General features: G+C 37.4%; 13 protein-coding genes. All 13 read right to left on the reverse strand.

Annotated features, from left to right (window positions below):
- Positions 1–23: 23 nt before the first annotated feature.
- Positions 24–932, reverse strand: coding sequence for a GTPase Era (gene era / locus Q9306_RS01565; RefSeq protein ID WP_098914956.1), 909 nt, complete (start codon positions 930–932; stop codon positions 24–26).
- On the reverse strand, positions 925–1,323 hold the full coding sequence (locus Q9306_RS01570; protein ID WP_306194569.1) for a cytidine deaminase: 399 nt from the start codon (positions 1,321–1,323) through the stop codon (positions 925–927). Before Q9306_RS01570 ends, era begins: the two co-directional genes overlap by 8 nt.
- Before the next feature lie 55 nt (positions 1,324–1,378).
- Positions 1,379–1,732: a diacylglycerol kinase family protein gene (locus tag Q9306_RS01575; protein ID WP_306194571.1), complete on the reverse strand. Its 354-nt coding sequence runs from the start codon at positions 1,730–1,732 to the stop codon at positions 1,379–1,381.
- Entirely contained in the window at positions 1,729–2,199 is a 471-nt protein-coding gene (gene ybeY / locus Q9306_RS01580) for an rRNA maturation RNase YbeY (RefSeq protein ID WP_306194573.1), read from the reverse strand. Before ybeY ends, Q9306_RS01575 begins: the two co-directional genes overlap by 4 nt.
- Positions 2,200–4,347 (reverse strand): HD family phosphohydrolase, encoded by a 2,148-nt coding sequence (locus tag Q9306_RS01585; protein ID WP_306194575.1) that lies wholly within the window; start codon positions 4,345–4,347, stop codon positions 2,200–2,202.
- Positions 4,348–4,770: 423 nt separating this feature from the next.
- Complete coding sequence (locus Q9306_RS01590) at positions 4,771–5,730, reverse strand: PhoH family protein (protein ID WP_306194577.1); 960 nt, start codon at positions 5,728–5,730, stop codon at positions 4,771–4,773.
- 7 nt (positions 5,731–5,737) lie between these two features.
- Complete coding sequence (gene yqfD, locus Q9306_RS01595) at positions 5,738–6,937, reverse strand: sporulation protein YqfD (RefSeq protein WP_306194579.1); 1,200 nt, start codon at positions 6,935–6,937, stop codon at positions 5,738–5,740.
- Positions 6,938–7,110: 173 nt separating this feature from the next.
- Positions 7,111–7,404, reverse strand: a complete 294-nt coding sequence (gene yqfC, locus Q9306_RS01600; protein ID WP_035429805.1) for a sporulation protein YqfC — start codon at positions 7,402–7,404, stop codon at positions 7,111–7,113.
- Between the two features lie 106 nt (positions 7,405–7,510).
- Positions 7,511–7,954: a GatB/YqeY domain-containing protein gene (locus Q9306_RS01605; RefSeq protein ID WP_306194582.1), complete on the reverse strand. Its 444-nt coding sequence runs from the start codon at positions 7,952–7,954 to the stop codon at positions 7,511–7,513.
- A gap of 15 nt (positions 7,955–7,969) precedes the next feature.
- On the reverse strand, positions 7,970–8,143 hold the full coding sequence (gene rpsU / locus Q9306_RS01610) for a 30S ribosomal protein S21 (RefSeq protein ID WP_020062243.1): 174 nt from the start codon (positions 8,141–8,143) through the stop codon (positions 7,970–7,972).
- Between the two features lie 678 nt (positions 8,144–8,821).
- Positions 8,822–9,487 carry a deoxyribose-phosphate aldolase gene (gene deoC / locus Q9306_RS01615; protein ID WP_306194586.1) on the reverse strand — a complete coding sequence of 222 codons (666 nt, stop codon included), beginning with the start codon at positions 9,485–9,487 and terminating at the stop codon, positions 8,822–8,824.
- A gap of 166 nt (positions 9,488–9,653) precedes the next feature.
- On the reverse strand, positions 9,654–11,006 hold the full coding sequence (gene mtaB, locus Q9306_RS01620; RefSeq protein ID WP_306194588.1) for a tRNA (N(6)-L-threonylcarbamoyladenosine(37)-C(2))-methylthiotransferase MtaB: 1,353 nt from the start codon (positions 11,004–11,006) through the stop codon (positions 9,654–9,656).
- A gap of 6 nt (positions 11,007–11,012) precedes the next feature.
- On the reverse strand, positions 11,013–11,762 hold the full coding sequence (locus tag Q9306_RS01625; RefSeq protein ID WP_306194589.1) for a 16S rRNA (uracil(1498)-N(3))-methyltransferase: 750 nt from the start codon (positions 11,760–11,762) through the stop codon (positions 11,013–11,015).
- Positions 11,763–11,806: the final 44 nt, after the last annotated feature.

Genomic DNA, 11,806 nt, shown 5'->3' on the forward strand with positions numbered 1-11,806 from the left:
GCGGGCAGTAAAAACGTTTCACTTTATAGATATTCATCCTCACGGAAGCCAAGATCACGTAACTGGGACATTTTGTTGCGCCAATCTTTCTGCACTTTTACCCACAGTTCTAAAAATACTCTTGAACCAAGAAGCGACTCCACATCAATGCGGGCTCTTTTTCCAATTTCTTTTAACATCTTACCTTGTTTTCCGATGACAATTCCTTTTTGTGATGGACGTTCTACAATAATTGTGGCATTAACGTAAATCGCTCCGCCTTCACGCTTTTGAATTGCATCAATAACAACCGCAACAGAATGAGGCACTTCCTCACGTGTTAAATGCAATACTTTTTCACGAATAAGTTCTGCAATAATAAAGCGCTCTGGATGATCCGTTACTTGATTTTCCGGATAATACTGAGGACCTTCTGGTAAATACTTTTTAATTGCTCCGATTAACGCATCAACATTATTTCCTTGTAATGCTGAAATTGGCACAATTTCGGCAAAATTATATAACGTACGATATTTATCAATCAGTCCGAGGAGTTCTTCTGGGTGGACTTGATCAATTTTATTAATAACTAAAAATACCGGTTGCTTCGTTTCTTGTAATTTTTCGATGATAAACTCTTCGCCACGTCCAAAGCCTTCTTCTGCGTTGACCATAAATAAAACAATATCCACTTCTTTTATGGTCGTTTGCGCCATTTTAACCATAAAATCGCCAAGCTTATGCTTCGGTTTATGTATACCTGGTGTATCAATAAATACGACTTGCGCATCATTTTCTGTGTACACACCTTGAATTTTATTACGTGTTGTTTGTGGTTTATCACTCATAATCGCAATTTTTTGACCGATAATTCGATTTAAAAATGTTGATTTCCCTACGTTTGGTCTCCCAATAATTGAGACAAAACCTGATTTAAAACCTTCTCTATTCATGTAAATCCTCCGCTAAAAATGCTCCTGGCAACAATTCTCCTACTGTTGTTTCTTGTATGTCACCTTGTAAATTTGTTAAATATACTTTTGTATTTGGGTTACACAATTCTACCATAACTTGACGACACGCTCCACACGGAGGTACCGGACGTTTTGTATCTGCAACAACTGCAATTGCAGTAAATTCTGTGCTTCCTTCAGAAATCGCTTTAAATAACGCTGTTCTTTCTGCACAGTTACATAAACCATATGATGCATTCTCAACATTGCAACCACGGTATACTTTCCCGTCTGTCGTTAATAAGGCAGCACCTACTTGAAATTTAGAATATGGTACATATGCTTGTTTACGCGCTTCAATCGCTTCTTGAATTAATTCATTGTTGTTCATCGCTTTTCTTCCTTCCCATTCACGATACGAAAAGATAATAATCTTTGGAATGCAACTATATCATATACGGTCCAAAGATAATAGCACCAATTACAACAGCAACAATCGCGAAAAATAATACGGCACCTGCCGCTACATCTTTTGCTACTTTAGCAAGAGGCTTCACATCCATTGTTACTAAATCAACGGTTTTCTCCACTGCTGTATTCACAAGTTCTAGCGCAAATACAACACCAATAGTCAAAATCAAAATGAGCCATTCTGTTTTTGTAACATGAAAATAAAAACCGAGAAAACTAACAATACACGCTGCTAAACAATGAATTTGTACATTTCGTTCATAGCGAAGACAAAAGAAAATACCAGCAAACGCATAGCGAAAACTATTTATAAGTTTTCCTTTTTTCATCTAGCTAATCCAAATGCATCAAGAATTTCTTTTTGCTTTCCAAACATAACCTTCTCTTCTTCTTCCGTCATGTGATCGTAGCCAAGCAAATGTAAAAAGCCATGCACCGCTAAAAAACCAAGTTCACGATCAAAAGAATGGCCATATTCTTCAGCCTGCTCTTTCGCTCTCGGAATAGAAATAATAATATCACCTAACATGCGTGGCATTTCTACACCGACAATTTCCATTTCTCCTTCTCCCATATCTTCCATCGCAAAAGAAATTACGTCTGTTGGCTGATCTTTATCACGATATTCACGGTTAATTTCTTGAATACGTTCATTATTAACAAATGTAACCGAAAGCTCCGTTCCATCCTCTACAGATTCTATCTCTGCAGCTTTTTCAACTAATTGTTGAATCAGCTCGACATACTCTTCTTTTACTTCTTCTGTTTCATCAAAAAAGTCAATTATTAACCCCATTTATTTCACCTTTTCTTCTGTTAATTTCGGATACTTTATCCGAGAGTGGAAAATTCCATTTAATGTTTCACACAATGTTTTCCCGACAATTTGCAGTTCTTTAAATGTTAAATTACATTCACTGAATTGGCCATCTTGTAAACGATCTTTAATAATACTACGAACAAGATTATTAATTTGCTCCGGTGTTGGTGTATTCATCGAACGAACTGCCGCTTCTACACTATCAGCAATCCCAACAATTGCTGACTCTTTAGATGTTGCCTTTGGTCCTGGATAGCGAAACATCTCTTCAGTATATTTCTCTTTATCTTCTTGCATTGCTTTGTAGTAGAAAAATTTTAACAATGTCGTACCATGATGCTGGGCCGCAATATCAATGATTTCTTGCGGAATATGATGTTCTTCTAACATTTTCACTCCATTTGTAACGTGAGCGATAATAATATCTCTACTTGTTTCAGGGTCTAATCGATCATGAGGATTTGAAATACCCATTTGATTTTCAATAAAGAAATGTGGCTGCACCGTTTTTCCAATATCATGATAATATGCTCCTACGCGCGCTAGCACCCCATTTGCTCCCACAGCTTCACATGCTGCTTCCGATAAATTCGCAACCATAACACTATGATGATACGTGCCTGGTGCTTCTAACAGAATTTTACGAAGCAACGGATGGTTCGGGCTTGCCAATTCTATTAATTTCATACTAGAGACAAGACCAAGACCACTCTCTAAATACGGCAATATCCCCATCGCTAAAATAGATGAAATAATCCCAGACGCCGCTGCCATTAGTAAATGTGTTCCAATCTCAATCGCTGAAAAGTTTCCGTTACGCAGTAGCAATAAAGCCGCTAATACAACAACATTTAAAATCGATACAAGTATCCCTACTTGCAGCAGCATTGTGCGACGATGTTTTTCTCGCAAGAAAATACTAACAGAAAGCGAGCTTAGCAATACATAAATTCCGACTGCATAATTAAGTGTACTCGTTACACCTTCGTTAAATAAAATACTGCCGCACACCGAAAAAATCACACTTGTTATAAATACAAATCGATCACCAATCATCAGTTTGACTAATATAGTCCCCATTGCAACAGGAGCAATATAAGCAATACCGACATATTCTAACTTTTGAAACAAACTAATAATTTTCATTAAAACAACTGTAATAGCAACAATTGTCGTATAAGCTAAAATGTATGGCTTGTCCTCTCTTCTTGGCTTTAAAAACGCCTCAAATTGCTTATGCATGAAAAATAAAAGAACACCAATAAAAATCGCTAGCCCTAAATACGGCTGAAACGAATTACTTTGATCTAGTAAGCCCACTAACTTTAACTGTTCATACGCTTCTCTTGTAATCGTTTCCCCTTCTTTTACAAGAATTTGACCTTGCAAAATATAAACAGGAGCTACTTGATCGATTGCCATTTGCTTTCTTTCTTTCGTTGCATTCGAATCATAAAAATAGTTCGGTACAATCGCATACTGTCCAAGCGCGGTAATTGCTTGTTTCAATTCATTGCTGACAGATACATTTTTTAACTCGTTAGTAATGCGATCTTTAAACTGATCTACTTCATTCATTTTAATGTGAGAGCTCATTAAACTATTAACAGCTGTAACAGTTGATTCTCTCGCTATAAGAAGCTGATCTTCTGTCGCACCTAAAAATTGTAATAACACTTGATCAGACAAGCTTTTCGTTAACTCTGTTGGAAGTTTCTTCTTTAACTTGTCCAATCTTTCTGCCGCCGACAATTTATGTTGTCCTTCTGGCGCCGAAGCGGTTGCATTTGACTCTGCATCCACCTCTTTAATTGCATCAAAGACTGAGTTCACAACATCAATCCGGTTTTGCTTATATTCACTTCGATATGTATACTGATCTTCAACCTTTTGAGCCGCTTCTCTCTTTTTCTTTTCTGTCGTTACTTTATCTTCAATTTTTATCGGAGAATGAATTGTCTTTTTGGAAATAGACAACATTTTGATATCGAGTTGTTCCGGTTTTACATTATTCATCAGTGCAAAAAATAACACTGCCCCTATTAAAATATAAGAAATCCAGCTCAGTTTTTTCGAATGCTGTAAATTACGAAACCACTTAGCAACTTCTTGAAAACTTGACATAATTACAATACCTTCTCCTCTCCAAATATTAAGTGAAACTTCCTTTTCACATATTTAAGCACAAGGACAAATGCCCTTTTCTTTATTTATGATAATAAAAAATAAAGCGTTAGCCAACCTGTTCACAATATCTATAAAAAATATACAGTGAAACTTCCTTCTATATAAATCTGAATTAAAAAACCGACATAAAACATTCTTTTTCGGTGGGCGAGAGCATCTGGCCATGCACAGAGGCGGTCAGGGCCCTTTCCTGCCACATGCAAGGTAAAACAAAGGGAGAAAGTAAGTGCAGGCCCCTTTTGTTCTGCACAACCGCAACCTATATGTCGAAAATTTAAAACGGATTCATATAAAACGCTTTTCTCTAAAAGGTTAGTTGAACACCATTGTGATAAAAAGAAATGATCCTTACAAGCAGGATCATTCCATTTTATCATATGCTTCAATAATACGCTGTACGAGTGGATGACGAACAACATCCGACTGCTCAAGTTTAATAAACGAAAGACCAGGCACACGGTCTAACACATTCGCCGCAATAGAAAGACCAGATTTCACACCTTTTGGTAAATCAATCTGAGATGGGTCTCCTGTTACAACCATTTTTGAGCCAAATCCAAGACGTGTTAAAAACATTTTAATTTGTGCTCCAGTTGTATTTTGCGCCTCATCTAAAATCACAAATGCGTCATCGAGTGTGCGTCCTCTCATGTACGCTAGCGGAGCAACTTCAATGATACCGCGTTCCATCATTCTTTGCGTATGCTCTTGCCCAAGTACATCATGAAGAGCGTCATAAAGAGGTCGTAAATACGGATCCACTTTTTCTTTCAAATCTCCAGGTAAAAAGCCGAGACTTTCTCCAGCTTCCACAGCAGGTCTTGTTAAAATAATTTTTTTCACATAACCATTTTTTAATGCTCGAACAGCCATTACTACAGCTAAATATGTTTTCCCAGTACCCGCCGGTCCCATCCCAAACACAATGTCATTTTTCTTAATGGCATAAATATATTGCCTTTGTCCCATTGTCTTCACACGGATGGACTTACCTTTTGCTGTTTTAAAAATCTCCTCTTCATATAACTCTTCAAAATGAGCCAGTTTCCCTTGACGTCCAAGCTGAATGGCATAGATCACATCACGCTCAGAAATCGATATACCCTTGCGAATCACAACTAAAAGTTGTTGTAATATCCCTTCAACAAGAGCTACCGCTTCATTTGTTCCGGAAACACGAACAGATTCACCTCTCGTAACAATCGATACCTCAAGTTCATTCTCAATTATTTTTAAATGTGCATCATTTACTCCAAACAAAGCAATTGCTTCATTATGGTTTTCCAATTGTTGATTCATCTCTACTAATTGTTCAGCCATTAATTACTCAATCTCCTTGAATATCGGATTCAGATATCGGTTGAGCCTCTGCAATATTCTCAATCACTGTATAATGCAACAATAATTTCAAGTTTCCATTCTCAACCTGTTTATGCAAAACTTTCTTCCCTATAATCATAGCACGTTCATCCAATTTTTTCTTTAATTCTTTTTGCCCCATTTCCTCCGCCACCGCTATTGCCTGTTTTTCTGTATATTCACGGTTTGCTTCTTCCTCTTCACGTACAATCGCTTTTTCATAAGCAATCGGCAGTGTAAAACCAAGCAATTTCACATCATGTCTTACTGTCTCAGTTTTAGACTGCTTATATTTATCATGCTGAAATCCCCATATTTTTATTTTCATGTTTCCAAAAGTAAGATAATGTTCTTTATATGAATCCCCTGTATAAACTTGAAATTTCGTTTTTAGGGGTACCTCCACTTTAGACTTGTACCAAGTTTCACCAAATACAACACCTTTGGCTGAAACAATCGTAGGACTCTCTTCTTTCCCATACATTCCTGACACAAGAAGTTGTCCTTTTTGCACATAATCATTTTTCATAACTATTGGTTTTCCTATCTCTACAAACATTTTTGTAACAATCGCTTCTTTTTTGGCAACTAAATGTTGCGGCACCTGTTCTTCTTCTTTCTTCGGCTCATTTTTTTCAACTATTTTAAAATGATACGTCGTTCCTTTTACGTCCAAACCAACCCATGTTATGGCGTTAATATTATCAGTCAAATAACGCTGTATATTTTCTACACTCGGCATTTGAAATTGTAGCTTCCCTTTTTTAATACCCATTTTATCTAATTCTTTCATCACAATATATTCCGTCTCTGGCTTCGCTCCTGTTATCTCTACTTTCCATACCATATTTGATAAAACAATGACACCTAAGAAAAATAAGAGAAAACCAACAAGAAAACCACTATTTCGAAGTAAGCGCTTATTCCAAAACGGAACTCCGTAACGTCCAATAAAATATAGATTGCATTCATTTTTACGGTAAATCGGGCGTAATCGTTTCACATCTCGTAGCAATATACAAAATACAAGTGTATCATCTGCAACTTTCTTAACGTCCCAAACTAGAATATCTCTTCGTACACATTCGTTAATAAATCGTTCTGCACCTCTTCCTTGAATTCGCACTTTTACATACCCAATCCATTTTGTGAACCACTTATTTTTCATAGCTCGCCTCCATCAGCTTTCTAAAAAAGGCGCAGCCTCTTGAGAGATCTGCACCACCTCTATGACTTTACTCCGCTCATACAGTCAGTAGTAGGAGGACTAAGAAGTAAATATTTCCTAACCACTTGCCCCTGGTTCGTTTAACAAAACCTCTCATGAATAACAGTTTCATTTCATTTTCCTTTTTTTTCATCTTCTAAAAACAAGACTTGTTCAATGGTTCCTTCAAGTAAAAGCTCTTCGGGAAGAATTGTCTTAATTACAAAAGAATCTCCTTTTATTAATAATTGTCCTTGTTTTAATAAAAGTCGTACCTCTTTATCACTAAATACCAATAATCCACGATGATTTTCTATATAAATATGTACCTGCCCAACAAGTGTAATTCTCGGCAGATCCATGAATACATCTGCAGGTAGGTCTATCTGCTTCGTAATCCAATTTTTCATTTGCTGCAACTTTCTCATCGAAGACCCCCCTCTCATCCCATATGTATGAAAAAAAAGCTTGTAATATCACGTCCAAATTGAAAAAAAACATAAAAAAGCATCTCATTATAAATGAGACGCTTTTTTATGCTAATAGTTGTGAAACAAGCCTATTCACTTGTGAGCCATCTGCTTTACCTTTTACTTTCGGTAAAACAGCACTCATCACTTTGCCCATATCAGCTTTAGAAGCTGCACCAACTTCAGAGATAGATTGCTGAATAACAGCAAGCAATTCTTCTTCTGTCAATTGCTCTGGCAAATATGTTTCTAAAATCTGAATTTCGCTTTTCAGTTTATCAACAAGGTCTTCACGACCCGCTTTTTCAAATTCAAGGAGGGAGTCTTTATACTGTTTTACTTCACGAGCTAAAACTGTTAGTTCCTCTTCTTCTGTAAGAGAGTTCTGCAGTTTAATTGCTTCATTTTGTAAAGCAGACTTAACCATACGAATAACGGTTAATTTTTCTTTTTCTCTATTCTTCATCGCTTGTTTCATATCATCGTTTAAACGACTGAGAAGACTCATAAATTACACCCTCTCTTAGAATTTACGCTTTCTTGCCGCTTCAGATTTCTTCTTACGTTTTACGCTTGGCTTTTCATAGAACTCGCGTTTTCTTGCCTCAGCAAGCGTACCAGCTTTAGAAGTTGATCTTTTAAAACGGCGAAGTGCATCCTCCAAAGACTCGTTTTTACGAACGACTGTTTTTGACATTCTCTTTCCCTCCCTCCGAAACATCCACTTACATCCTAATTTCAGCATGCAAAAAGAAACACTTTCTCAGCATGTCTTTTACGATTATAATACATTTTATACTTTTAGGTCAACTATCTGATAAAAGAAAAGAAGAGCACTTACTCTTCTTTTTTTCACGGCACGTGCAATTTCGATACAAATTTCTATATCAATGCGATATTATTCTACAAAAATATCCGCCTCTACTTTTCCATCGTCTAAGTACTGCACCGTAAGCTGCTATGCAGAAAAAAAGGGCCTGCACTTACTTTCTCCCTTTGTTTGAACTTCGCATGTGGCTGAAAAAGGCCCTGACCGCTTCTACGCATGGCCAGATGCTCTCGTCCACCGAAAAAGAATGGTTTTCTGTCTTTTTTGATTTGGACTTATATAAACGACCGGCTCCGCTTTTATTTTATCCAGCTACGGCCGCTAGAACAATCGGTCGTTTCACTCTTTCCTACGAGGCAAATAGCGCCTCTACGTCAAGAGCTCCAACGCCCTCATGTTCTAAGCAAGCGGCTTCCGCTTTTATTTTATCCAGCTGCACCTCCTAGCCCCTCACGTCTAAGAACCTTCCACGCGAGAAGGTAAAGAACACCTTCTGCGTGAAAGAACCTTAGCCGACAGGGCTAAACAGTCGCCTCCGCTTTTAAATTAATAATCAGTTGTTGCTGTTTTTCCGCTTACTAGTGCTACGCCAGAGCTTGTTCCAATGCGCGTTGCACCTGCTTCTATCATTGCATCCATGCCTTTTTCGTCACGAACACCGCCTGATGCTTTTACACCGATATTTGGTCCTACTGTTTTTCTCATCAACGCAACATCTTCTACTGTTGCACCGCCTGTTGAAAATCCTGTTGATGTTTTTACGAAATCAACGCCTGCTTTTACAGACAATTCACAAGCACGAACTTTTTCTTCTTCTGTAAGTAAGCATGTTTCAATAATTATTTTCACAAGTGCTTTTCCTTTTGCAGCCTCTACAACAGCGCGAACATCACGCTCTACTAACGCGTCGTTTTTATCTTTTAATGCGCCGATATTAATTACCATATCAACCTCTGTTGCACCTTTTGCAATCGCATCTGTTGTTTCAAATGCTTTTGTTTCTGGTGTATTTGCTCCAAGAGGAAAGCCAATTACTGTACAAACTTTTACATCCGTTCCTTTTAACAGTTCTGCTGCCGTTTCAACCCATGTTGGATTTACACATACAGAAGCAAAATCATGTTGTTTCGCCTCTTCACATAACGTCACGATTACCTCTTTTTTTGTATCTGGTTTTAATGCTGTATGATCAATTAATTTTGCATAGTTCATTTAAAAATTGCTCCTTCCTCAGCTTATACTTAGTGAATTTATCGCTTATCAGTTGTCTGACAACCTTAATCTTCAGCATTATATCATAAAGTATAGCGGTTTCATATTTTAACTTCTCCAGCAAATAAAAAAGCATACAAACAAAACTGTTTGCATGCTTTTTCTATTACGCGCTTGCTGATTCTTTTGGAGATGCATCTTCTAGCACACGAACAAATTGTGCTTCATTATAAGGATAACCAGCTTTCGTAATTTTTACTTTAATTAATTTACCGATTAATTCTTCAGAACCTTCAAAGACAACTTTTAAGTAATTATCTGTATATCCTACATATAACCCTTCACGATCAGCTTCTTTAAATGATTCTTCTGGAATAATCTCAAGTACTTCACCTTCAAACTGTGATGCATATTCTTTCGCTAATTGATCTGATAATGCAATTAAGCGATGTACACGCTCATTCTTACTTTCTTCTGGTACTTGATCATCCATACGTGCTGCTGGTGTTCCTGTCCGTTTTGAGTACGGGAATACATGAAGTTCAGAGAAACGATTATTTTTAATGAAATTGAACGTTTCCATAAATTCTTCTTCTGTTTCACCTGGGAAACCAACGATAACATCAGATGTAATTGCAAGTCCTGGTAGTGCTTCTTTTAAGCGGTCTAAACGCTCTTGGAAAAACTCCATTGTATATTTACGGCGCATACGTTTTAATACAGTATTCGATCCAGATTGAAGCGGAATGTGTAAATGACGGACAACAACTTTAGAATCACGCAGCACTTCAATTACTTCATCTGTAATTTGACTCGCTTCTATAGAAGAAATGCGAAGGCGTTTTAAACCTGTTACTTGCGCTTCCATATCTCGAAGTAATCCCGCTAAGTTATAATCTTTCATATCTTCACCGTATCCACCTGTATGAATACCTGTTAAGACGATTTCTTTATAGCCAACATCTACTAATTGCTGCGCTTGGCGAATGACTTCTTTCCCATCACGAGAACGCATTAAACCACGAGCCCACGGAATAATACAGAACGTACAGAAATTGTTACATCCTTCTTGAATTTTTAAAGATGCACGCGTACGATCTGTAAAATATGGTACGTCTAACTCTTCGTATACACGTGTCTTCATAATGTTACGTACAGCATTAATCGGCTGACGTTCATTACGGTATTCTTCAATATAGCCAAGCATTTTCTCACGATCTTGCGTTCCGACTACAATATCTACACCCGGAATTGCCATAATTTCCGCTGGAGATGTTTGTGCATAACATCCCGTTACACAAATTACCGCATCAGGATTTTGACGAACGGCACGACGAATAACTTGACGACTTTTTTTATCCCCTGTATTTGTTACAGTACATGTATTAATTACATACACATCAGCTGTTTTTTCAAATTCAGTTCGTTCATAACCACCTTGTTTAAACAGTTGCCAAATTGCTTCTGTCTCGTAGTGGTTCACTTTACAACCTAACGTATGAAACGCAACAGTTGCCATATAACTTCACCCCATTAATTCAAAATGATAAGAAGCGGCACTTAGCGCGTATAAAGGCGCCGTTTCTGTCCGCAATATTCTTGGTCCTAAACTACAAGGTACAAAAGACTGCTCAGAAAGAGAAGATACTTCTTCTTCCGTTAAACCACCTTCTGGCCCAAATACAATGAGCACCTTTTGTCCTGGCGTTAATTTTGTTAAAGCCTTAGCGAAATTTGATTTTTCACCTTGTTTCGCTTCCTCTTCATACGCAACAAGGCAACTATCATACTCTTTGCTCATCGCAAGAAGCTCTTTAAAAGAAACAGGTGCATACACAGTCGGAATCTCACTACGATGAGACTGCTCAGCTGCCTCTTTGACAATTTTATTAAAACGCTCTACTTTTTTTCCAGCTTTTTTCGAATCCCATTTCACAATCGACCGAGATGCTTGGAACGGTAAAAAACCTGCTGCTCCAAGCTCAGTTCCTTTTTGTAAAATCAACTCAAGCTTATCACCTTTAGGCAATCCGCTTGCAATTGTCACAAAAACAGGTAGCTCAGTTGACATCTCTACCCATTCTACAATAGTCGCATTTACAAATTCATTGGTAATTTCAGCAATTGTACAAATTGCCGTCTTCCCATTTGTACAACAATAAATTTGATCACCAGGCGTCATACGCATTACTCTTCCGATGTGATGCACATCATCTCCTACAATACGAATCGCCATTTCATTTACATTTTGTTCTTCTACAAAATAACGCTGCATTCTATCACCTTAGTAAAGTTTAGCTCTTTTCGTAAACGAGTGCT

This window comes from Bacillus multifaciens (assembly GCF_030756675.1).
Taxonomy (GTDB): Bacteria; Bacillota; Bacilli; order Bacillales; family Bacillaceae_G; genus Bacillus_A; species Bacillus_A multifaciens.

What these genes read in the sequence shown, in the direction of transcription:
- rpsU (WP_020062243.1), bottom strand. Translation starts at nt 8,143, where the DNA reads ATGTCAAAAACAGTCGTTCGTAAAAACGAGTCTTTGGAGGATGCACTT.
- yqfD (WP_306194579.1), bottom strand. Translation starts at nt 6,937, where the DNA reads ATGAAAAATAAGTGGTTCACAAAATGGATTGGGTATGTAAAAGTGCGA.
- era (WP_098914956.1), bottom strand. Translation starts at nt 932, where the DNA reads ATGAATAGAGAAGGTTTTAAATCAGGTTTTGTCTCAATTATTGGGAGA.
- Q9306_RS01570 (WP_306194569.1), bottom strand. Translation starts at nt 1,323, where the DNA reads ATGAACAACAATGAATTAATTCAAGAAGCGATTGAAGCGCGTAAACAA.
- deoC (WP_306194586.1), bottom strand. Translation starts at nt 9,487, where the DNA reads ATGAACTATGCAAAATTAATTGATCATACAGCATTAAAACCAGATACA.
- Q9306_RS01585 (WP_306194575.1), bottom strand. Translation starts at nt 4,347, where the DNA reads ATGTCAAGTTTTCAAGAAGTTGCTAAGTGGTTTCGTAATTTACAGCAT.
- yqfC (WP_035429805.1), bottom strand. Translation starts at nt 7,404, where the DNA reads ATGAGAAAGTTGCAGCAAATGAAAAATTGGATTACGAAGCAGATAGAC.
- Q9306_RS01605 (WP_306194582.1), bottom strand. Translation starts at nt 7,954, where the DNA reads ATGAGTCTTCTCAGTCGTTTAAACGATGATATGAAACAAGCGATGAAG.
- Q9306_RS01575 (WP_306194571.1), bottom strand. Translation starts at nt 1,732, where the DNA reads ATGAAAAAAGGAAAACTTATAAATAGTTTTCGCTATGCGTTTGCTGGT.
- Q9306_RS01590 (WP_306194577.1), bottom strand. Translation starts at nt 5,730, where the DNA reads ATGGCTGAACAATTAGTAGAGATGAATCAACAATTGGAAAACCATAAT.
- Q9306_RS01625 (WP_306194589.1), bottom strand. Translation starts at nt 11,762, where the DNA reads ATGCAGCGTTATTTTGTAGAAGAACAAAATGTAAATGAAATGGCGATT.
- ybeY (WP_306194573.1), bottom strand. Translation starts at nt 2,199, where the DNA reads ATGGGGTTAATAATTGACTTTTTTGATGAAACAGAAGAAGTAAAAGAA.
- mtaB (WP_306194588.1), bottom strand. Translation starts at nt 11,006, where the DNA reads ATGGCAACTGTTGCGTTTCATACGTTAGGTTGTAAAGTGAACCACTAC.